This window comes from Variovorax sp. UC74_104, from assembly GCF_044055375.1.
GTDB lineage: Bacteria > Pseudomonadota > Gammaproteobacteria > Burkholderiales > Burkholderiaceae_C > Variovorax.
This window is the reverse complement of record NZ_CP171979.1, coordinates 618,726-640,478: the sequence shown is the minus strand read 5'-3', so window position 1 is coordinate 640,478 and position 21,753 is coordinate 618,726. Positions and strand designations below refer to the sequence as shown.

Genomic DNA, 21,753 nt, shown 5'->3' with positions numbered 1-21,753 from the left:
GCCATGCGACTGTCGATGATCCTTTGGGCGCTGCTGTGCGTCCTGCAAAGCCACGCCGAAGTGCCGACACCGACACCGGCGCGGCAGCAGGAGTTCTTCCCCGCGCCGAGCTTCGAACTCGTTCATTCGGGAGGCTGCGGCGTGATGGAGGGCATCGCGAGCGCCTCGGATGGCAGCGCGTATTTCACCGAGATCACGCGTTCGGTCGGCTGCTCCGACGCGGGCGGCGTGCAGGGCGGTCGCATCTGGGTCGTACCGCCCGGCGGCAGGCCGCGCATCTTCCGCGAGCCCAGCAACATGGCCGCCGGCCTGGCCATTGACGCGCAGGACCGCATGGTCACTGCCGAGGGCGCCGACTATGGGGGGCGCCGCGTCTCGATCACCGACTTGCGCACCGGCGCCTATCGTGTGGTCGCGCATTTCCATGAGAACCGCCAGTTCAATGCGCCCAACGACGTGGCAATCGATCGCGCGGGCCGCATCTATTTCTCGGACCTGCGCCTCTTCGGCCCCGAGACGATCGAGCAGCGCATCAACGCCGTCTACAGGATCGATCCACCCGGCGCCGGCGCCAAGGGGCTGTGGCCGCTCACGCGCATCCTCGGCGACAACTCGAAGATGAACGGCATCGAGCTCTCGCCCGACCAGCGGACCCTCTACGTGGGCTTGTGCGACCCTGGTACGAATGCGCTCGGTGAGCAAGGGAAGGCGGCGCTCGACCGTACCGGTGCGGGCGGCCTCGTCGCGTACCCGCTCGATGAGTCTGGCCGGCCGGGCGCGCCGCGCGTGCTGCTCGATCTTGAGAAGTCAGGCTGCGTCGACGGGATGGCCACCGACAACGAAGGCAACGTCTACCTCGCACTGCCCAGTGCCGCATCGGGACCCGGCATCTATGTGATGACGCCGGCCGGCGTGCTGGCCGCGCGCCTGGCGCTGCCCCACGACGAAAGCCCGGTCAACCTGGGGTTCGGGCGGGGGCCGGAGGCGGGCACGCTGTATGTCGCCACCGTCGGCGCAGGAAAGGTCTATCGCTTGCGCACCGGCAAGACCGGCTCGCTGCCGCCGCGTTGAGTTTTTTTGAGGTCGAACAGGAACATGGACATGACCGATGCATGGAGCGACAAGCTCGTGATTCGCGAGCTCATCGAGAACTGGGCCGTATGGCGCGATGCCGGCGACTGGAAGCGCTTCGCCACCGTGTGGCACGACGACGGCTTCATGCACGCGACGTGGTTCCAGGGGCCTGCGCGCGAGTTCATCCGGGTCACCCAGGAGGGGATGGCCAAGGGCGTGAGCATCCTGCATTTTCTCGGCGGCACGTCGATCGATTTGGCGGGCCAGCGCGCCATCGCGCAGACCAAGATGACGATCTCGCAGCGTGCGGAGGTCCAGGGCGTGCCTTGCGACGTGGTGTGCACGGGGCGCTTCTACGATTTCCTCGAGAAGCGCAATGGCCGCTGGGGCCTGGTCGTGCGCCAGCCCATCTACGAGAAAGACCGCATCGACCCCGTCGACCCCGCCGTGCCGCTGCAGCTCGACACTGGCCGCCTGGCCGCCTTTCCTGCGGGCTATCGTCACCTGGCCTATATCCAGACCCAGATCGGCTATGCCGTGAAACGCGACATGCCGCAGCTGCAGGGGGCGGAGGTCGAGGCACTCTATGCGCGCGGCCAGGCGTGGCTGGACCAGGGGAGGTAGTGGTCTTTGGCGCGGAAGGTGCGGCGAACTGGAGATGAAGCATGCCGGCGACCGGTAGGTGCCAAAGGTCGTAGCGCTCCTCGCCGCTCTTGACCGAACCTGCGAAGTGCTCGTTCGACGCATTCGATGTGACAACCATGTCGCCGCCGGGCAGCGTGGCCAGAGTGTCCGGCCACGGATACGTCGTCGGCGGCGAATGCCGATGGCACTGGCACTTATCTGCCCTCCGGGTTCGCTCATGTCCCACAAGGACCAGAGGCCCGATCCGGAAAAGTCGAGGTTACGAGTTGGTTTCGGCACGCCACCTCGTTTTGCTACATCTCCCGCGCGGCGAAAAAAAGGAACTCGACATGGCCACTGGCAGCAGAACCCTCTGGAAAGGCGCCATCACTTTCGGACTCGTCCACATCCCGGTGGGCCTGCACACCGCCAGCGTCGAGCAGGGCATCGATTTCGACTGGCTGGACAAGCGCAGCATGGACCCGGTCGGCTACAAGCGCATCAACAAGAGGACCGGTCGGGAGATCGACAAGGACAACATCGTCAAGGGCTTCGAGTACGAGGACGGCAAGTACGTGGTGATCTCGCCCGAGGAAATCGAAGCCGTCTACCCTCGCACCACCCAGACGATCGAGATCCAGCGCTTCATCGACGCACAGGAGCTTCCCTTCCTCTACCTGGAGCGCCCCTACTACGTCGCGCCGATCAACAAGGGCCAGAAGGTCTATGCGCTGTTGCGAGAGGTGCTCCTGAAGACCGGCAAGGTCGGCCTGGCCAAGGTGGTGATCGCCACCAAGCAGCATCTGGCCGTGCTGGTGCCCTCCGGCAAGGCGATGGTGCTGAACCTGCTGCGATGGGGCGACGAGGTCAAGACGCTCGAAGGCCTCGATCTGCCTGCCGCGGGGATGAAGGGCGCCAACGTGAGCGCGGCTGAAATGAAGATGGCCGAGCAGCTGGTCGACAGCATGTCGGGCAAATGGAACCCGGAGGACTTCAAGGACGAGTTCAAGAGCGCCGTCATGAAGATCGTCCAGAAGAAGGTCAAGGCCGGCGACACCGAGACCGTGATCGAGCCCGAGGAAGAAGCGCCCGAGGACAGCTCGAACGTGATCGACCTGACCGAGCTGCTCCAGCGCAGTCTCAAGGGTGGCAAGGCTCCCAAGGCCGACGCTCCCGCCGCGAGGAAGCGCACTGCCAAGGCGGCAGGCAAGTCGGGCGGAACCGCGCGGAAGACCGCTTCGAAGGCGGCTTCGAAGAAGGCGGCGACCCCCACCCGAAAGGCGGCTTGACCACGCACTCCGGCCCTGCGAAGGACGCCCGATGGCCAAGAGCGATGCGCTGTCCACGTACAAGGCCAAGCGGAACTTTGCCGTCACCGCAGAGCCCGCCGATGGTGGCCGACCGAGCCCGCACGCGCTCACCTTCGTGGTGCAAAAGCATGCCGCCTCGCGGCTGCACTACGACTTCCGGCTCGAGCTCGACGGGGTGATGGTGTCGTGGGCCGTGCCCAAGGGCCCGAGCTTCGATCCAAAGGAAAAGCGGATGGCCGTCCACGTGGAAGACCATCCGATCTCCTATTCCTCGTTCGAAGGCACGATCCCGCCCAAGCAGTACGGCGCGGGAACCGTCATCGTCTGGGACAACGGCACGTGGGAGCCGGTGGGCGATCCCCGTGCAAGCCTGGCCGCCGGGAAGCTGGTGTTCCGGCTGCACGGCCAGAAGCTCGAAGGTTTATGGGAGCTCGTGAAGATCGCCAAGGGCGGCGAGCGCCAGGAGCCCTGGATCCTGTTCAAGAAGAAGGACGCCTTCGCGCGCGCCCATGCCGAGTACGACGTGATCACGGCCCTGCCGGACAGCGTCATCGCCAATCCCCTCAAGCAGCCCGGTCGCGAGGCGGCCAGGCCTGCGGCTAAACGCGCCGGCAAGGCGCCCGGCCTACCCACGCCGGCGCGCAAGACCGCGCTTCCCGCCGAGATCAAGCCGCAGCTCGCCACCCTCGCCGCCGGCGTTCCTCCAGGTGGCGAATGGCTGTTCGAGATCAAGTTCGACGGTTACCGGTTGATGGCGCGGTTCGACAGGCGCAAGGTCGCGCTCATCACCCGCGGTGGGCACGACTGGTCGACACGCATGCCGACGCTGGTGCAGGAGCTCGCCGGGCTGGGCCTTCACGCGAGCTTCCTGGACGGGGAGATCGTCGTGCTCGGGGACAATGGGGCGCCGGATTTCAATGCGCTGCAGAACGCCTTCGACCGCGGCCGGGGTGCCGAGCACGTCGTGTTCTTTGTCTTCGACGTGCCTTTCTTCGAGGGGCACGACCTGCGCTCGCTCCCCTTGTCGCAACGCCGCCAACTGCTGCGCGATTTCCTCGCGGAAAAAGCCACTGACCACGTGCGCTTCAGCGACGACTTCGAAGCCGATCCCGCATCGCTGCTGCGCTCCGCTTGCCAGATGCAGATGGAAGGCGTGATCGCCAAGCGTGCCGATGCGCCGTACGTTTCCCGGCGCAGCGAAACCTGGCTCAAGCTCAAGTGCAAGCTGCGCCAGGAGTTCGTGATCTGCGGCTACACCGACCGGACGGACCGTACCGATCAGGTCGGGAGCCTCCTGCTGGGCATCCACGATGACCGCGGCAAGCTGGTGTCCGTGGGGAGTGTCGGCACCGGCTGGAGCAGCGAGGAGGCCAGCGAGCTCAAGCAGAGGCTGCTGCCGCTGGCTGCGGCGACGTCCCCGTTCGACAAGGGCGATCCCAGGCCGGGCCGGTGGTCCAGGCGCAAGGCGGGCAGCGAGCGTTGGGTGAAGCCCCGGCTGCTGGCGGAGGTGAGCTTCGCCGAGTGGACCCCTGACGACCAGATCCGGCACGCGTCCTTCATCGGACTGCGCGACGACAAGCCCGCGAAGGTCATCGTGCGCGAGCGGCCCCGGCAGTTCGGGACGTCCGCTGCGCCGCCTGGCGGGAAGGCTGGCGGATCGCCAGCGGCCTCCGTCAAGGTGAGCCATGGCGAGCGCGTGATCGACGCGGCCACCGGCGCCACCAAGCTGGACCTGGTGCGCTATTACGAGTCCGTCGCCCAGTTCATCCTGCCGCATCTGAAGGGGCGGCCGTGCTCGCTCGTGCGCGGTCCTACGGGAGTGGGTGGGGAACTGTTCTTCCAGAAGCACGGCGAGAAGATCGGCATTCCCGGCATCACCGAACTGCCTGAGGACCTGTGGCCCGGCCATGCGGCGCTGCTGGAGATCGGCAGCGCCCAGGCGCTGGCAGGCGCGGCGCAGATGAACGTCATCGAGTTCCATACGTGGAATTCCACCGCGAAGAACATCGACAAGCCCGACAGGATGGTGTTCGACCTGGACCCCGGCGAAGGCACGAGCTGGGAACATGTCCAGGAGGCCGCGGCGCTCGTGCGCGCGATGCTCGACGCCCTGGGGCTGCAGGCCTGGCTCAAGACCAGCGGCGGCAAGGGACTGCACGTCGTCGTGCCGCTGGCGCCGCGCTACGACTACGAGACCGTCAAGGGTTTCTCGCAGGCCATCGTCCAGCACCTGGCGCGAACGATCCCGGCGCGCTTCGTGGCCAAGAGCGGACCGAGCAATCGCGTCGGCAAGCTCTTCGTCGACTATCTGCGCAACGGCCATGGCGCGACGACGGCGGTGGCGTTTTCCGCGCGGGCCAGGCCCGGACTCGGCGTCTCGATGCCGGTGGCCTGGGACGACCTGGGGCAGCTCAAGAGCGGTTCGCAGTGGAACATCCGAACCGCGCGCGAGTACCTTTCCTTTCAGGCGGAGGATCCCTGGGAAGGCTATTGGAAGAAGCGCCAGCCGCTCGCTGAAGCGATGAAGCGGCTCGGGTACAGGACGTAAGCAGGCCCATCGCCGCGCCTTGCGCCGCGAGGCCGACGGCGCTTCTGTCCAGCGGCAGGTTCGCCCCTCTGGCCAGAGCCCCGCCAGCGTAGCCTGCGCGCTGCCGAGGACCACGCCGATGCAGGCGCGTTTGTCTACGCTTTTGGCATGTCGAGTTCGATCCAGGCCGGCGCATGGTCGCTCGCACCGGTGCGCCCGCGCACGTCGCGGTCCACGCCAGCATTGCGAAGCATCGGCGCGAGTTCCGCGTTCAGCAGCAAATGGTCGATGCGAAGCCCGGCGTCGCGTGAATAGCGGTTGCGCCAGTAGGTCCAAAAGGTGAACGGTGCGCGGTCGGGATGGCACGTGCGGATCGCGTCGGTCCAGCCTTGCTTGAGAAGCTGTGCGAACGCCGCCCGGCTTTCGGGTTGCAGCAGCGCGTCGTCGCGCCATGAGGCGGGGCTGTAGATGTCGGCATCTGTCGGCACGACGTTGTAGTCACCGGCCAGCACGACGGGCATGCCGCTCGCGAAGAGTTTCTTCGCATGCCTGTTGAAGGCCTCGAACCACCGCAGCTTGTAGTCGAACTTCGGCCCCGGCTGAGGATTGCCGTTGGGAAGGTAGAGGCAGCCGATCAGGATGCCGTCGACCACCGCCTCGACGTAGCGGCTCTGCGTGTCGGCTTCCATGCCCGGCAGGCCACGTCCGATGTCGATCGGCGTTTTTCCGCGCGCGAGGATGGCGACCCCGTTCCAGGCGCGCTGCCCGAGTGCGACGATGCCGTAGCCCGCGCCCTGGATCGCATCGATGGGCAGGTTGCCATCGGGGCTCTTGAGTTCCTGCAGGCATGCGACATCGGGCTTCGAATCGGCCAGCCATTCGAGCAGGCGTGCAAGGCGGCTGTTGATGCCGTTGACGTTGAATGTTGCGATCTTCATCAGGCCCAACCAAGGGACGGAATGGCGGGGCGAACAGGCGCGAAATCGCGCGCCCTCTATCCCGCCGATCGCTGGACAGGAGCGCAGGCGCCGTCCAAGGTGGTCCTCGACCGTTCGACAGGCACGCGCGAGAGAAGCTCGAAGGCTGGGCGCGACCTGTGCTCGCGCCGCACTGGCGCGACCGTTGCGGGCTGTGGCAACGTCGCGCCCAACGTCTTCGCCAAGCCGGCGAACCGAAGGTCCGCCTCCTTGCGCAGCTTGGCAATCTGCTCGATGCGGTGGTTCGGAATGCTCCGGCGTCCGCCCTGCGTGCGCTGGTGAAGCTGATGGATGGCCGTGTAGGCGGCGGCTTCCGCCGTCAACCAGTCAATGAAAGCAGCGTGGTTGGCTTCTTCGGCCATCGGTTTCCTTCGGTGGTGTTGCGCGGTGAATCTAAAGGGCTGCCCAAAGTCGCTTGTAGTCCGCCGCCGCCAAGGTTCGCCCGAATGCGCCGTCATGCGGTTCTCCTCGGCCTGACAGCAACATGGTTCATGAGCCCACCGGTTCCGTGGCCGGATTGCCGATCGCCACGAAGAGCGGCTTTCAGCTCGGCTGCGTAATGCGGTGACCTGGAATCGCCGGCCTGGAAAAACGGCTTGGCTGACATGCGCAGGACGCGTGCGCCCCCTTCGACGCCCCGTGTCTGCCATCCCGGTCGGTCCCACGTCCCGGCCAAGGTCAGAGCCTTCTCGACTTTCTTGCCGTTGCTCGGACGAATTGGGATGCGAGCCCATTGATCTTCCGGCGTCCTGGCGCGCAAGCCTTCGCCTCATGCGGTCGTGAAGACCGCCGTCATGCGGCGCTGGAAGCCGCCGCCCGGCAGTTGGCACGCGAGCTCGCTCCCGTGCGTGTCTACGCCATCAGCCCTGGTCCGGTGAATACGCCGAGCTGGCGGCTGATGGACGACGCCAGTAGGACCGCGATGTTCGCGAGGCTCGACGGTACGCTGCCCGTGGGCTTCGCGGCCGACGAAGACGATACCGCCGCGGGCTACCTGTTTGCGATGCAGGCGCGAGCGCTCACGGGCGCGGTGATCGACATCGACAGTGGCGCGCTGGTGGCCTGAGCATGGCGTCCGCGGCGCATCCCCGGCTTGATCATGTGCTGCTCGTTGTGCGGAACGCGCAGACGACGCTCTCGTTCCTGACGGACGTAGTCGGCCTGCGCATCGGGCCTCGTCCGGCATTTCGCTTCCCCGGCTGGTGCTCTACGCGGGGGCGCAGGCCCTCGTACACCTCGCGCTGCGCCGGGACAATCGCCGGCCTGCGGCGCAGGTAGGTGCCCTGCGCGCTCCGGGCGCCGGCGTGGTGGATCACGTGGCTTTCCGGATCGCCGATGCGCGGGCAATCCGCCAGCGGCTGAAGGATTGTGCCTGGTCGTACCACGAAGCGAACGTGCCTGGAAGGGGCGAGCGTCAGTTCTTCATCGCGATTCCAGAGGGGCAGGTGGTCGAGCTGGTGACCGCCGTCCACTGAAAGACGAGACCCCTTGTCTTCTTCTCTTCTCATTCCATTCCACGAAAGATTGATATGTCCACATTTCATGCACCCCGGCGCAGTTTCTGGCCCGACGGAATCCGCCTGGTGGTGTTCGTCTCCATGCAGTTCGAAGCCGGCGCACAAGGCGAACACGACAACGGCGTGCCATTTCCGCCACTCGCCGAGAACGTGCCCGACCTCCCGGCGCGCACCTGGTTCGACTGGCGTGCGCGAAGGCATCCAGACGGGTGAAGTAAATCTTTTGACAAACGCGAAGTAAATCTTTTGACAACGCGATTCGCATTCGCAGAAATCAAGGCGCGTCGCTCGGGAAAGCGACTGGGAGTTCTTGCCCTCCTCGCCGTCGATCAGCCACCGGCTAACACACAGAAAATTTCCAGTACAGATTCCGCGCGCGATCGTCAGCAACTGACTGGTTGGACAAACTTGGATCTCGACCGCGTGAAATATGATCAGGGCGATCCAGTTCGGCCGTGCTTTCGTATCAATCTCGGCCCATTCTTTGCGCAAAACCGTGCCCCGGGTGATGCGCAGGGTCTGCCGGTCTTCTCTCGCCGTCGATCAGCCTCCACCGGCTATCGCGCAGAAAAGTCTCAGGACAGATCCCATGCGTTGTTGATTTCCATCCAGAAGTGACCCAGTGGGGGTGCGGACGAAAACTTGGACTACCAGGAGGTAGTTCATGTATTCCTACGAAGATCGGATTCGAGCCGTTGAGCTCTACATCAAGCTGGGTAAACGCGTGCGGCCCACCATCCGCCAGCTTGGTTATCCAACAAAGAATTCTCTGAAGGGCTGGTACAACGAATATCAGCAGAAGCTCGACTTGCCAATGGGCTATGCGGGCCGCAGACCCAAGTTCTCGCTGGAACAGAAGGCGGCAGCTATCGAGCATTACCTCACCCACGACCGCTGCATTGCTGCCACCATGAGGGCATTGGGCTACCCCGGAAGAGGGACACTGACCGCTTGGGTTCGCGAGGCCGTTCCTGAGGCCAGAAGGGCCGCCGTTGGCAGCGTGGGCCGAAGAAGGTACTCTGGGAAGCTGATGCAAGCGGGAGTCATGGAGCTTTGCACGCGCGAGGAAAGTGCGCAGGCAGTAGCCGACAAGTTCGGCGTGTGTCGGCCAACGCTGTACAACTGGAAGAACCAACTTCTGGGACGTGAGGCACCCGCATCCATGAAACGCACCCATCCATCCTCGCCTTCGCAAGAGCGCGACGAGCTCGAGCGCCAGGTCGAGTCGCTGCGCCGCGAAGTCAGGCAACTTCGCCTTGAACAGGATCTCTTGAACAAGGCCAATGAACTGTTAAAAAAAGGCCTGGGCGTCGACCTGCAGCTCCTGTCCAACCGGGAGAAGACACTGCTGATTGACGCCCTCAGGGAGCACTACGGCCTACCGGAGCTCCTTGCACAGTTGGATCTGGCGCGCAGTTCGTACTTCTATCATCGGGCTCGTTCAGCGATGGGCGACAAGTACCTGGAGGTGCGGCAATCCATCACCGACATCTTTGAGTCGAACCACCGCTGCTATGGCTACCGCAGGCTGCAGGCATCCCTGAGCAGACAGGACGTGGCGATCTCCGAGAAGGTGGTGCAGCGGCTGATGAAGCAAGAGAGCCTGGTTGTTCCGAAGCCCAGGAAGCGCAGGTATGCGTCATACCTGGGCGAGATCAGTCCAGCGCCTGAGAACCTCATCAACCGCGACTTCCAGGCTGCGGTCCCCAATAAGAAGTGGCTCACGGACATCACGGAGTTCCAAATCCCGGCTGGCAAGGTGTACCTCTCGCCCATGGTTGATTGCTTCGATGGGATGGTGGTCAGCTGGACCATCGGGACCAGCCCGGACGCTGAGTTGGTCAACACGATGCTGGATGCAGCCATCGAGACGGTGGCGAACACAGCTGATCGGCCCGTGGTCCACTCCGACCGAGGGGGCCACTACCGCTGGCCGGGCTGGCTATCAAGAATGAGCGACGCGAAGTTCACCCGCTCGATGTCTCGCAAGGCATGCTCACCTGATAACGCAGCTTGCGAAGGCTTCTTCGGTCGGCTCAAGAACGAGCTGTTCTATCCTCGGGACTGGAAGAACGCCACCATTGAGCAATTCATCGAGGCGCTCGACTCGTACATCCGCTGGTACAACGAGAAGCGGATCAAGATCTCCCTTGGCTCCCTCAGCCCTATCGAATACCGGGTGAGCCTTGGACTTGCGGCATAAACCAGTCCAAGTTTTTATCCGCACCCCCGCCGGGTCAGGATTCCATGGAAATCAACAGCCTGCCAGAAGAACAGATAGGGACTGATGGTGGTGCCGAATATGGCCACCACGGTGGTGATGTAATCCGTGCTCCAGAACCCGCTGGGCACCAGCGTGCTGACAATGACCTGCCGCCAGGGGATGTGCACGACGAATGCCGTTGCCACGTACGCCAGCAACCCCAGGGTGAGCCATTTGAGAATGCGCACATAGCGGCGGTAGGGAATGAAAACCTGCAGCAGCAGCGAGACGACTCCGAAGGCCACGGCATACAGTTGCGCCGTACCGCCGACGATCAGCTTCAGCGCCTCGCCCATGGAGGAAACATCGGCGGCTATATTGATCGTGTTGGCGATCAGCAAAAGACCGACCACTGCGTACAGTAGCCACGCCGGGTAGTGGCGACGGATGTTGGTGGCCAGTCCATGGCCGCTCACCCGCCCGATCCTCGCGCTTGCCATCTGGATGCCGACCATCAGCGGGTATGTCAGCAGTACTGTCCACAGCGTGCCGAACCCGAACTGCGCGCCTGCTTGCGAGTAGGTGGCGATGCCGCTCGGATCGTCGTCGGCCGCGCCCGTGATGAGCCCTGGCCCAAGCTTACTGAGCCAGGATTTTTCAACGCTGTGGACACGGGTTGGAGAGTCAAGCATGGCGTCGAGCTTTCCGCGTGGCTGGTCGTCTGATGGTCGGTGTCAGCGCAACGTGTCGATGTAGGCCTTCTGCTCGGCTGCATAGCAGCCACATGCGGCTACTTCCAGCCCGCGACGGTCGAGTACTTGGAGGTCGCCACGGTGGTACGCAATCAGCCCGCTGTGCTGCAAGGCGTTGGCAGCTACGGTGATGCCCACGCGTCGCACGCCGAGCATGTAGGCCAGGAATTCATGCGTCACGCGAAAGCTGTCGGCGTGGGCGCGATCCTGGCTCATCAGAAGCCACCGGGCCAGACGTGGGCCGATCTGATGGAAGCGAAGGCATCCGGCTGAAATTGTCAGTTGGGCCATCAGCACGTAGAGATAGCGATTCAGCACGCGTTGCAGCGTCGGACTGCGCTTGAGTTCCTTTCGGAAGGCTCCAGCGTCGATGCGCCACGCCATCCCCGAGCCCTGCACCACCGCACGCAGGGGCGTCATGCCCATGCCCAGCACCAGTTGCACGCCCAACATGCCCTCGTGCCCGACCATGCCGACTTCGAGTTCGGGACTGCCGTCAGTCAAGGTCAGCAGCGAAATGAAGCCTTCGGTGGGGAAATAGGCATAGCGCGTGCGCTCTCCGGGCGTGCAGAGCACGTCGGCCCAGATCAAGGGAGCAGGTTCGCAGAGGGCGAGGAAGCGCCGCCGGTCCTTCGCGGGAAGCCGTTGGATCAGATGGTTCTCTACGGTGGTCGATCTCGCCCTCTGCTATGTTGGCAGTCCGAACGAGTCTGCAACGAGCGCCGGGATTTCACCGTTCGATGGCGCACACAGTGCGCCGGCGTCCGCGGACGCCGGTCATCACCGCCCGCAGCACCTACAACGCGCTCCTGTCCGGCAGAAGCCGGTCGTATTCCTTCTTGACCACCGCGTAGCACTCGCAGGTGCGTTGCTCCAGGCCCCGGCGATTCAGCACCGAAATGCGACCGCGGGCGTAGCGGATCAGCCCGGCCCGCTGCAGCTTGAGCGCGCCCTCGGTCACGCCTTCGCGGCGTACACCGAGCATGTTGGCGATCAGTTCCTGTGTCATCACGAGCTCGCTCCCTTCCAGCCGGTCCAGGCTCAGCAGCAGCCAACGGCAGAGCTGTTGATCCAGAGAATGGTGTCGGTTGCACACCGCCGTCTGTGCCATCTGCGTGATCAGTGCCTGGGTGTAGCGCAGCAGCAGGTGGAGGATGGGAGGGCGCGTGAATTCTTCCTTGATGGCCTGCGCCCGCAGCCGGAAGCCCTGCCCCGCGCTCTGCACGACGGCGCGGCTAGGCGTGGATTCGCCACCCATGAACAGCGAGATGCCGACGATGCCCTCGTTGCCGACCACAGCGATTTCGGCCGATGCACCGTTCTCCATCACATACAGCAACGAGACGATGGCACTGGTTGGAAAGTAGACGTGGCTCAGTGCTATGCCCGATTCGTACAGCACCTGACCCAGCGGCATTTCCACCGCTTCGAGTTGCGGCCGCCAGCGTTGCCATTCGGCCTCGGGCAGAGACGCCAGCAGTTTGTTTCTTCTCGGGTCGATCGCAACAGACATCGCGTGCTCCAGACGAGCTCTGGAGATTATTCGGGATCCGAGTTCAGGCGCAGAGCCCCCTTCAGTATAGGCAGCGGTGGCATTTCTTGTGCGCTATCGCACAAATCCGCTTCTCGCGAATGCCCCACCCGTTCAACCCAAATCACGGTGCCTGGAGCGCTGTTTTCTTCCGCGAGCAGGATTTCTCGCTGGCGATGGCCAACGCGCCTTCGCGGGTGATCGCGTGAACATGCACTGCTTCCGTCGCGAATGCTCTCGACCTGAATTGCGTTTCAAGAGTCGCTTCGATCATGCCGCTGGCAACCAGGCGTTTTGCCGCAGCCACGTCCGCCGACAGCGTGAGCCACCGGGGCTGCGCCATGCGTTCGAGCCGCATCAGCAATTGAATGTCCATGGCGAGTCCTTTGGGAAAGGGGAACGGCGCAGGCGCCGGTCATGGGAGAGCGTGGCGTGGCAGGCAGATCGTGAAGATGCAACCGGTGCCCGGCACATCCCGAACGGTCAGGGTACCGAAGTCCGCCTCCACGCTCTGTCGGGCGATGGAAAGCCCCAGGCCCAGGCCCGACCGGTCGTGGCTGTGTTGACTGAAGGGGGCGAACATCCTGGCGGCGACTCCCTGTGGCAACCCTCCGCAGTGATCTTCCACCTCAATCAGGACGTGCTGGTCGGACTCGCGGATCCTCAAGGCGACATCGGTGCATGGGTGCGTGAACTTGAACGCGTTCTGCAGGAGGTTCCCCAATGCGGCGAGCAGCAACTCGCGATTTCCCTGGATGGCCAGGATCGGGGTGACGGGCGTCACCTGGAAGGCGCAGCCTGCAGCGCCTGCGACGAGTTGGGCCGCAGCTTCGGCTTCCTTGATGAACGCGGCGAGGGAGAACGTCTGCCGCTGTTCTGACGCGGTATTGCGGATCTCGGCGAGCGCCCGGCCGATCAGCTCGCCCATTGCAGACAGGCTGCGCTTCAGCACGGTCCCGGTCGCACCACCCACGGTCATGTTGCCGAGTTCGAGGGCGTGGATCGCAAGGGTTGCTGTTCCGAGGGCGTTTCGCAGTTCGTGCACCAGGAAACCGAAACGCTCTGCCGCGTCCAGGCTCTGCTGGCGGGCGATCTGCGTGTCGCGCTGGCAGCTGAATTCGGTTACCGCATCGGCAATGGCGTTGTCCAGGCAGCGGTTCAGCGTCCGAAATTCTCCGATGGAGAACGGCACGTCGCGTTCGAAGGCGAGGTCCGTGATCGCCTGGCAAAGGTCGCCATAGTCGTGAACGACCTGGTCGACCGTGTACCCCAGCTGCAGCAGTTCCTTTCCATGGGCTGTGGCGGTCACCCCGATCTCTGACAGAGTCGGCGAATCGCCACCGGAAGGACCTGAGATCCTCATGCTGTCCGCAGGTTTATCGTCCTCCTCGGCCGCAAGGGTTCTGATCAGTTGCTCGAGGAACATCGGGATGCCGTTTGCCAGTTGCTGTTCGGTGGCGGCGCGCCGTGGTCTGCGTGCAACCTTCGATTTGCACCTTGAAACCAGCTCTTCCCGGTTGTTGGTGAGAAAGTTGCGCATGTTCCGAGACCTCGATGGCTTTCGCCGGGTTCATCGATGAATGTCGCCCGACTTGCTTCTCGGGCGTACCAGTCCATCTTTACCTGCGCGAGAAAATTTCATCTGTACGGCATCGAACATAGTCCGATCTGACGACGCACCGTAGGAGCACAGGCCATGTCCGGGACTAGCAATGGAAAGCTCCAGGATTCAAGGCCCCGAGGACTGGCTCGCGATCGATCGCCTTTGAGGAAGTTGGCAGCCTCTCTATAGAAGGCCCTTGTCCGTCGCACAACTCACAGCCTGCGCGCGCGTGTGGACCTGCAGCTTGCGGTAGATGCTTTTTATGTGGACGTTGACAGTTTGCGGGCTGATCCTGAGTTGTTTGGCGATAGCGGCGCCGACGTTCCCGAGCGCTACAAGCCGCAGCACATCCAGTTCTCGTTCGGTCAATATCGCGCGGCCAGTCGGTGACTGAATGGGAGTGCCATTGGCGCGCGAGCGGTTCAGGTGCCCGAGCAACCTGCGGGCCAGGGTCGGAGTGACGGCGGCTCCGCCGTTGACCACGTGCAAGACAGCCTGTGCGTAGCTCTGCAGCCACGCGGCCTGGACCAGGTAGCCAGAGGCTCCGAGCTCAAACGCATGCAGGGCCTGAGCCTCGTCAAGGTGCGCTGAAATGGCGATGACTTCGGGCGCACTGCGATGCTTCCTGGCCTCTTCAATCAGTTCGAAACCGCTGCCGTCCACGAGACAAACGTCCACCATCAACACCTCGAACTCGTGTCGCATCAACAAGCGTCGCCCTTCGCGCAAGGTGTTCGCCTGGTTTTCGAGCTGGATGCGACGATCGTCAAGCAACTCCTGCGCGATCACATGTCGGATCGAGGGATTCGGAGCCACCAGCAGAACCCGTACCGGCTTAGCGTGTTGCCCGGCCAGAAAGTGCGGCCACTGAACCGCGGTCGCACTTTGCGGGGCCGGCTCCTCAAATTGCCCGCGACCGGAGTAGTTTCGCGTCAGGCCTTCCTCGCTCACCACCGAGTCATCGTTTTCTCTCTCCATTTGCAGCTCCCTTTGTGATCATCGGTATTGCTGGAGAGAGCTTGGGAAGCTTGCCGTATTGCCCGTGCAACAAACAACCGCTGCTGGTCTATCGCGTGCGGCCAAGCTCAGTACACCGAGCAGCGCAAGAGTCAGTGGTGAATGGTTCATGGAGAATCCTTTGAAGGCCTCCTCAGATTAGGCGCATTCCAGGCATGAAACGGTTCGCCAGCGAACATAGGCGCATTGGCTAGGTGGCGACGTGCCCGACGCCGGTGGCAAACCAGCGAAAGATCTTGGCCGGATTCTTCCAATCGCTCGTGTACCGAATGAACAGAAAGCCGGACGCCGCATTGCCGATCGCGTCGACGGGAATGCCGGCGGCCTGCAACGCTGCCTCTTCTTCTTCAACACTCGTGTCGAGCGGCAGCTTCAGAGTGATGGTTGCGCTATGGATGACTTTCCTTGCCATTGATTTTCTTCCCTTGAGTGCGCTGGCACGTTAGGAAAGTCGAGAAAATCGGTCTGTGCGTTGCCGTACACAAGGCACGCTACTTTCCTCGAGAGCAGGTCCATGCGCGCCACGCAACCACCAACAATCGGATCGCATTGGCACCACAAAAGATAGGTCAAAGCAATGCTAGGTGATTGGCGGCTATAGGCGGATGATGATCTGCCGCATGCCATTCGGCATGTCACCCGAAGGAGACAGCAATGTCTCGCCAACACCATCGCCGGCGATCTTCCCGTGAAGGCTTCCATGCCTTCCCTCTGCTCCAGCTGAAAGGTCCGCAAGCGGTAGTTCGGCCACGGTGAGCGGGGCACGCAACCCGCTGCGTGCCTCGGCGTTCTCCGCTGGTGCGGACGGCTATCTTTTTGGAGGTCACATGACCTTGTTCACCTATCTCATGCTTGCACTGCTGATCGCGGCATGCAGCATTCCTCTGCTGGACGTCATCGCGAGCTGGTACTACCTGCGATTCACGCAGGGCGTGCCCGCATTCGGCCTGACCTTCCCATGGGCTCGTTGGCCCCCCGGCAATAGCTCGCCCGAGGCCATCCAGGCCAAGGACTCGCTCCTCGACGAAGGCGGCGGTGCCGGTTTCGAGCCTCACGCGCCAAGAGTCGACCTGGCCAGTGAACCCGCGGCGGCGGCCTCCCGGATGAAGGACCCGGCAATCGGCTTCGACGGCCACCAGTACACGTTCGAGGGCTATCGCTATGACCGGTTCTTCGACGCGATCGACCATGCCGAGCTGATCCGCTCGCGCAGGGCGATGGTGACGCAAGCTTGAAACGCGTGGGCCTGTGATGTTCTTGATCCTCATGCTCGAAGGCGCGGACGCAGGAGCGACAGCATGAGAATTGCACAGGTAGCCCCGCTGTTTGAGGCAGTGCCGCCCAAGCTGTACGGCGGCACTGAGCGGGTCGTAGCGCACCTCACCGACGCATTGGTTGACCAGGGACACGAAGTCACGCTGTTCGCCGCGGGTGAGACCCAGACCAAGGCCCGCCTGGTAGCGACGCGTGCCCAACCGCTGCGGCTGGATAGCGGGCGCCTCAACTCGGACCTGGCGAGCCACCTCGCGATGATCCATGAGGTACGGCAGCGGGCCGATGCATTCGACGTCATTCACTTTCACGTCGACCTGATCCACTTTCCCTTCTTTGAGGGCATGCCGGAACGTACGCTCACGACGCTGCATGGCCGGCTCGACATCGACGATCTGCGCGACGTCTATGCGCGCTGGCCCTTGTACCCGCTGGTATCCATTTCCCGCAGCCAGCGCGCCCCGCTGCCAGATGCCAACTGGTATGCCACGGTGCAGCACGGCATGCTGCCCGACCAATACCGGTTCAGCCCGCAGGCACAGGACGGCTACCTCGCCTTTCTCGGGCGGATCTCGCCGGAGAAGCGGCCCGATCGGGCGATCGAGATAGCGAAGGCCGCCGGCGTGCCCCTGAAGATCGCGGCCAAGGTGGACGCCGCTGACCGCATCTACTTCGACACCCGCATCCGACCGATGCTGGATCATCCGCTGATCGAGTTCGTGGGCGAGATCGGCGACGCTCAGAAGAGTGCCTTTCTTGGCGGCGCACGAGCCCTGCTGTTTCCGATCGACTGGCCCGAGCCCTTCGGGCTCGTCATGATCGAGGCGATGGCATGCGGCACGCCGGTCATCGCCTGGCGCTGCGGTTCCGTTCCGGAGGTCGTGCAGCACGGCATTTCGGGCCTCATCGTCGACGACATCGCCGGGGCCGTGAAGGCGGTGCACAGCATCGGCGGCCTGTCTCGCGCGCGCGTGCGCCGGGCGTTCGACGAGCGCTTCACCGCGCAGGCGATGGCCAAGCGCTATGCCCGCCTCTACTGGCAATTGGCGCGTGCCCGTCGTCTTCACGAGAGCGAGGTGGCATGACCCTACCTCATCCCGAGGGTACTCAACCCCCTAGATCCACCACGGCGGACACCTCGGTGCCGCGCACGCCCGACCACCTCTTCGTTCTCAAGGATGGCGACAGCTTTGTGGTGGCCGACACCTATGGTGACATCGCGGGCTCGGGCGATGGCTTCTTTCAGGACGATACGCGGCTGTTGTCGTGCTTCCACCTCCTGCTGGAGGGCGCACGACCGACCCTGCTGTCCAGCGACGTGAGCCGTGACAACGTCTTCTTCACTGCGCACCTCACCAATCGACCGCTGCCTCCTCTCGGCGGCGATTCATTGCCTCAAGGCGTGGTGCACATCGAGCGGCGGCGCCTCCTTCGGGACGGTCTGCTGCGCGAGCGCATCACACTCAGCAACTACAGCACGATGGTCACGCGGCTGCAGCTCGGCCTGGTCTATGGTGCGGATTTCAGCGACACCTTCGAGGTACGCGGAGAGCGTCGTCCGCAGCGGGGGGAGTTTCTCGCGCCTCGAGTGCAAGGCGCGAGCATCGAACTGAGCTACCGGGGGTTGGACGGCCTCACGCGGCGCACTCGGCTGGCTTTCTCGATCCAGCCCACCGCCATCGACGAGCGACGCTGCCGCTTCGATCTCATCCTGGGTGGCCGGGAGGATATCGCGCTGTACGTGGACATCGGCCCAGCCGCGTCGGCCCCGGCGCGGGCGCAGTTCAGGGCTGCGGGCGCGGCAGCCCGGCGCAGCATGCGCATCCGCCAGCGCGGCGGCGCGCGGATACGGACCTCGTCCCGACAGTTCCAAGCCTGGCTGGACCGCTCAGGTGCCGACCTCGCGCTGCTGACCACGGCATTGCCGACGGGCCCCTACCCTTACGCAGGCATCCCTTGGTTTTCCACCCCCTTCGGTCGCGATGCCATCATCACCGCGCTGCAAACGCTGTGGCTCAAGCCATTGCTGGCGCGTGGCGTGTTGGCGTACCTCGCCAGCCACCAGGCGCAGGAAACCTCGGCATTCCACGATGCAGAGCCCGGCAAGATCATGCACGAGCTGCGCAAAGGGGAAATGACCGCCATGGGCGAGCTGCCCTTCGGGCGCTACTACGGCGGCGTGGACACGACGCCCCTGTTTGTTACGCTGGCCGCGGCGTATGCGCGGCGCACCGCCGACCGTTCTTTCATCGTGGGGCTATGGCCCGCGCTGGTGGCGGCGACGGGCTGGATCCAGCGCAACGCCAGCCGTCACGGCGGGTTTCTGTCCTACGCGCGTGCCCAGGCATCCGGCTTGGCCAACCAGGGCTGGAAGGACAGCCACGACGCGATCTTCCACGAAGACGGGCGTACACCCGAAGGCCCCATCGCTCTGGTCGAGGTGCAAGGCTATGCGGTTGCCGCGCTCAGGGGCATGGCGCTGCTGGCGAAGTGGCTCGGCAACGACGCGGAAGCCGCACCTTACGCGGAAGCCGCCGAAGCCTGGGCCGAACGGGTGGAATCGCGCTTCTGGCAGGAGGACATGCAGTTCTACGCGCTCGCACTGGATGGGGCTGGTGCACCCTGCCGTGTCTATACCTCCAATGCGGGCCACCTGCTGTACACCGGGCTGCCCAGCGAGACGCGCGGGCGCGCCGTGGCACGGCGGCTGCTGGCGTCCGGGCTCGAGTCGGGCTGGGGATTGCGCACGCTGTCATCCAAGGCCATCCGCTACAACCCCATGTCGTACCACAACGGCTCGGTCTGGCCGCATGACGTGGCCTTGTGTGCTGCCGGCATGGCGCGCTACGGTGAGCGAGAGAGTACGGCGCGGCTGACGAGCGAAATGTTCGAATGCGCCAGCCAGGTCGGCATGCGCCTGCCCGAGTTGTTCTGCGGTTTCGAAAGGGCGCGCGGCGAAGCGCCCGTGTCCTATCCGGTGGCTTGCCTGCCGCAGGCCTGGGCCGCCGGCTCGGTGTTCATGCTGGTGCAAGGTTGTCTGGGCATCGACATCGATGCCTTGCACGGTCGCATCGTGGTGGCTCAACCGGTGTTTCCCAGCGAGATCGATGAGTTCGTGCTGCGTGACTTGTGGTTGCCCCAGGGGACTGCGGACCTGCGCCTGCATCGCAGAGGCGGCACGGTGCAGGCGGTGGCCTCACGTCGATTGGGGGCGGATAGCCTGCAGATCGATCTTCGCCTGTGATGCGCGCCGGCTGCCACCGCGAACGTGCCTTCGCGAGCTCCAGGAGCTCAGCGGTTTTTCAGGTGTGACACGGCGAGCTCGAGGCCCAGATCAAAGGCGTCTTGCAACCCATGGGCCCGATGGGTGGTCGGGCAATCCGTCAAGCGATCAGCACACCCCTGGTTGTCGTGAATACGCACATGAAACAGCCACTCGTCCGTATCGATGCTGTAGCCAGCGACAACTTCTATGCGGATCCCTTGGTATGTGCCTTGAATGACATGGCGCGGTCCGGTTTCGACCTGTATGAGATTTTGTATTTGTTCCATCGCCGATCCATTCGCGAAAGCTTGACTTCATGCATGATGGACCTGCGAGGACACCAGCGCAACGGCACTGGCACCATGGGTGCTGATGGAAAGAGCCGAACGGATTTCTGCACCTTGTCCAACCTGCAGCGCCCAACCGCAGCAGACCGGATGGCACCGCATCCCACATCAACGCGATCCAATTTCTCTGACGTCATCAAGGTTGGGAGCGCAGAATGATTCGCACGCAAGTACCGAAGATCGAAATCACCCACTTCTGGTCGAGGAAGATCCTTTCAGGGGATGAATCACCGCGCAAGCAGGCCGCACAGCCGGGACGACCGCGTCTTCGGCAACCTCGGAACGGAACCCCACTGTGAATCGAAACATGGAAGCCGACGCGCATCAGGAAGCGTCGTTGAAAAGCACGCTCGATGCCGATACCAGGGTGCCCACGTGAAGCAGATGATCTGCTCGGAGTGCGGCAATCGCGTGTTCTTCGAAAACCTCCGCTGCGAAGTTTGCAGCTCGTTCCTTGGCTACGCTCCGGACGCGCAGCGCATGCTTGCTTTCGAGATTTCGGATGAGGATTCATGGCACCGCCTGGGCTCGGAAGGTCCCGCATACAGGCCTTGCGCCAATCGCAAGGCGAATGGATGCAACTGGATGGCGCTCTCTCTCTCCGACCATGGCCTTTGTTTGTCGTGCCGAACAACCCAGACGATTCCTGCGCTGACCAAGTCGGAAAACCATGGCTACTGGGCGGCACTCGAACAGGCCAAGCGCCGGCTCTTCTACACGCTCATCGAACTCGGGCTGCCGACACCCAACAAGCACGAAGACCCCGTCAATGGCTTGTCGTTCGAGTTTCTCGAGCAGATGCACCCGCAGCAGCAGGTGCTCACCGGACATGACGAAGGCGTCATCACGCTCAACATTGCCGAGGCGGACGATGCCTGCCGCGAGCACATCCGCCTTTCGATGCACGAGCCCAGCCGCACGCTGCTGGGTCACTTTCGCCACGAGATTGGCCACTACTACTGGGATCGGCTGGTGCGCGATACGCCATGGGCCACGGAGTACCGATCGCTCTTCGGAGACGAGCGCGCGGACTATGACTCGGCATTGAACACCCACTATGTATGGCCGGCCCTCGATTGGCCTCAAAACTTCATCAGCGCATACGCGAGTTCGCATCCGTGGGAAGACTGGGCGGAGACCTGGGCCCATTACCTGCACCTGGTGGATGGCCTGGAAACAGCCGCCTCATGGGGCACACACCTTGAATTGCCCTCGCCGTCCGGCCCGGCCTTGAAGGTGCGTCCACTTGACCTGAATGCCGAATCGATCCGCGAGCTCATCGTCCTGCAATGGCTGCCGGTCTCACAATTCATCAACGCGATGGACCGAAGCCTCGGCGCGCACGACAGCTACCCATTCATCATTGTCCCGCCGGTGATCGAGAAGCTTGACTTCATCCATCGCGTGGTGCGCGCCGGAAGCGCGGGCCGTGTACCGACGAATTTCCTGCCGCCAGATTGAGTAAGGCGTGGCCGCCGTGGCCGCAGATCGCGCATGGGCAAGACATCTGCTCATGTCCTTGTGCAAGCTGCATCCGAAGACCGGCGATGCTGCGCATGCAGGCATTCGCCGCGACTGAATCCGCATTAGGCGCCCTTTTCTGCCTCGGCGCGTTGACCACGAAGTGGCCAGGGGGCAGTGCAAGATGTGCTTGGCTCCCCCGAGCGCCGGCCCGGACGACGATCATCTCCTGGCGAAGCTCAACCACCATCGCTGAGCCCGCGGCCTGTCAAA

At 63.6% G+C, this 21,753-nt stretch carries 22 protein-coding genes and 1 pseudogene; 14 read left to right on the top strand and 9 right to left on the bottom strand.

Features of this window, described 5'->3' with window-relative positions:
- The first annotated feature begins 3 nt into the window (after positions 1-3).
- The 4 genes from ACHMXA_RS33660 (at position 4) to ligD (ending at position 5,556) form a co-directional block, all read left to right on the top strand.
- Positions 4-1,071, top strand: coding sequence for an SMP-30/gluconolactonase/LRE family protein (locus ACHMXA_RS33660; protein WP_395321735.1), 1,068 nt, complete (start codon positions 4-6; stop codon positions 1,069-1,071).
- Between the two features lie 30 nt (positions 1,072-1,101).
- Positions 1,102-1,698: a nuclear transport factor 2 family protein gene (locus tag ACHMXA_RS33655; RefSeq protein ID WP_395321733.1), complete on the top strand. Its 597-nt coding sequence runs from the start codon at positions 1,102-1,104 to the stop codon at positions 1,696-1,698.
- Between the two features lie 350 nt (positions 1,699-2,048).
- Complete coding sequence (locus ACHMXA_RS33650; protein WP_395321731.1) at positions 2,049-2,987, top strand: Ku protein; 939 nt, start codon at positions 2,049-2,051, stop codon at positions 2,985-2,987.
- Positions 2,988-3,018: 31 nt separating this feature from the next.
- Positions 3,019-5,556: a DNA ligase D gene (gene ligD, locus ACHMXA_RS33645; RefSeq protein WP_395321729.1), complete on the top strand. Its 2,538-nt coding sequence runs from the start codon at positions 3,019-3,021 to the stop codon at positions 5,554-5,556.
- A 134-nt stretch (positions 5,557-5,690) separates the two neighbouring features.
- Here the strand turns inward: ligD and ACHMXA_RS33640 are convergent, their stop codons facing one another.
- Positions 5,691-6,473 carry an exodeoxyribonuclease III gene (locus tag ACHMXA_RS33640; protein ID WP_395321727.1) on the bottom strand — a complete coding sequence of 261 codons (783 nt, stop codon included), beginning with the start codon at positions 6,471-6,473 and terminating at the stop codon, positions 5,691-5,693.
- 56 nt (positions 6,474-6,529) lie between these two features.
- On the bottom strand, positions 6,530-6,874 hold the full coding sequence (locus tag ACHMXA_RS33635) for a hypothetical protein (protein ID WP_395321725.1): 345 nt from the start codon (positions 6,872-6,874) through the stop codon (positions 6,530-6,532).
- A gap of 482 nt (positions 6,875-7,356) precedes the next feature.
- On the opposite strand from ACHMXA_RS33635, the gene ACHMXA_RS33630 reads away from it, so the two are divergent.
- From ACHMXA_RS33630 to ACHMXA_RS33610, 5 genes are all read left to right on the top strand, one after another.
- Positions 7,357-7,578: an SDR family oxidoreductase gene (locus ACHMXA_RS33630; protein ID WP_395321723.1), complete on the top strand. Its 222-nt coding sequence runs from the start codon at positions 7,357-7,359 to the stop codon at positions 7,576-7,578.
- 136 nt (positions 7,579-7,714) lie between these two features.
- Positions 7,715-7,987, top strand: coding sequence for a hypothetical protein (locus ACHMXA_RS33625; protein ID WP_395321722.1), 273 nt, complete (start codon positions 7,715-7,717; stop codon positions 7,985-7,987).
- A 54-nt stretch (positions 7,988-8,041) separates the two neighbouring features.
- Complete coding sequence (locus ACHMXA_RS33620) at positions 8,042-8,242, top strand: hypothetical protein (protein WP_395321720.1); 201 nt, start codon at positions 8,042-8,044, stop codon at positions 8,240-8,242.
- Positions 8,243-8,275: 33 nt separating this feature from the next.
- Positions 8,276-8,647 carry a hypothetical protein gene (locus ACHMXA_RS33615; RefSeq protein WP_395321719.1) on the top strand — a complete coding sequence of 124 codons (372 nt, stop codon included), beginning with the start codon at positions 8,276-8,278 and terminating at the stop codon, positions 8,645-8,647.
- 46 nt (positions 8,648-8,693) lie between these two features.
- Positions 8,694-10,232, top strand: a complete 1,539-nt coding sequence (locus ACHMXA_RS33610; RefSeq protein ID WP_395321717.1) for an IS3 family transposase — start codon at positions 8,694-8,696, stop codon at positions 10,230-10,232.
- Between the two features lie 56 nt (positions 10,233-10,288).
- Here ACHMXA_RS33610 and ACHMXA_RS33605 read toward each other — a convergent pair.
- The 7 genes and pseudogenes from ACHMXA_RS33605 to ACHMXA_RS33575 form a co-directional block, all read right to left on the bottom strand.
- Positions 10,289-10,924, bottom strand: a pseudogene (locus ACHMXA_RS33605) (NRAMP family divalent metal transporter); the annotation flags it as partial.
- 42 nt (positions 10,925-10,966) lie between these two features.
- Entirely contained in the window at positions 10,967-11,575 is a 609-nt protein-coding gene (locus ACHMXA_RS33600) for a Crp/Fnr family transcriptional regulator (RefSeq protein ID WP_395321715.1), read from the bottom strand.
- Between the two features lie 205 nt (positions 11,576-11,780).
- Positions 11,781-12,497 carry a Crp/Fnr family transcriptional regulator gene (locus tag ACHMXA_RS33595; protein ID WP_395321713.1) on the bottom strand — a complete coding sequence of 239 codons (717 nt, stop codon included), beginning with the start codon at positions 12,495-12,497 and terminating at the stop codon, positions 11,781-11,783.
- Positions 12,498-12,639: 142 nt separating this feature from the next.
- A complete protein-coding gene (locus ACHMXA_RS33590) occupies positions 12,640-12,891 on the bottom strand; it encodes a hypothetical protein (protein WP_395321711.1) in 252 nt (83 codons plus the stop codon).
- Between the two features lie 39 nt (positions 12,892-12,930).
- Positions 12,931-14,055 (bottom strand): sensor histidine kinase, encoded by a 1,125-nt coding sequence (locus ACHMXA_RS33585; RefSeq protein ID WP_395321709.1) that lies wholly within the window; start codon positions 14,053-14,055, stop codon positions 12,931-12,933.
- Between the two features lie 246 nt (positions 14,056-14,301).
- Positions 14,302-15,096: a LuxR C-terminal-related transcriptional regulator gene (locus ACHMXA_RS33580; protein ID WP_395321707.1), complete on the bottom strand. Its 795-nt coding sequence runs from the start codon at positions 15,094-15,096 to the stop codon at positions 14,302-14,304.
- Positions 15,097-15,325: 229 nt separating this feature from the next.
- On the bottom strand, positions 15,326-15,547 hold the full coding sequence (locus ACHMXA_RS33575) for a hypothetical protein (protein WP_395321705.1): 222 nt from the start codon (positions 15,545-15,547) through the stop codon (positions 15,326-15,328).
- 415 nt (positions 15,548-15,962) lie between these two features.
- Here ACHMXA_RS33575 and ACHMXA_RS33570 point away from each other — a divergent pair, with 415 nt between their 5' ends.
- The 5 genes from ACHMXA_RS33570 to ACHMXA_RS33550 all read left to right on the top strand — a co-directional run bounded on the left by ACHMXA_RS33570 (position 15,963) and on the right by ACHMXA_RS33550 (position 21,480).
- Positions 15,963-16,370 carry a hypothetical protein gene (locus ACHMXA_RS33570; protein WP_395321703.1) on the top strand — a complete coding sequence of 136 codons (408 nt, stop codon included), beginning with the start codon at positions 15,963-15,965 and terminating at the stop codon, positions 16,368-16,370.
- 63 nt (positions 16,371-16,433) lie between these two features.
- On the top strand, positions 16,434-17,492 hold the full coding sequence (locus ACHMXA_RS33565) for a glycosyltransferase family 4 protein (RefSeq protein ID WP_395321701.1): 1,059 nt from the start codon (positions 16,434-16,436) through the stop codon (positions 17,490-17,492).
- On the top strand, positions 17,489-19,651 hold the full coding sequence (locus ACHMXA_RS33560) for a glycogen debranching N-terminal domain-containing protein (RefSeq protein WP_395321700.1): 2,163 nt from the start codon (positions 17,489-17,491) through the stop codon (positions 19,649-19,651). The genes ACHMXA_RS33565 and ACHMXA_RS33560 overlap by 4 nt, the downstream gene beginning before the upstream one ends.
- A 179-nt stretch (positions 19,652-19,830) precedes the next feature.
- On the top strand, positions 19,831-20,178 hold the full coding sequence (locus ACHMXA_RS33555; RefSeq protein ID WP_395321698.1) for a hypothetical protein: 348 nt from the start codon (positions 19,831-19,833) through the stop codon (positions 20,176-20,178).
- Between the two features lie 225 nt (positions 20,179-20,403).
- A complete protein-coding gene (locus ACHMXA_RS33550; RefSeq protein ID WP_395322681.1) occupies positions 20,404-21,480 on the top strand; it encodes a putative zinc-binding metallopeptidase in 1,077 nt (358 codons plus the stop codon).
- The last annotated feature ends 273 nt before the right edge of the window (positions 21,481-21,753 follow it).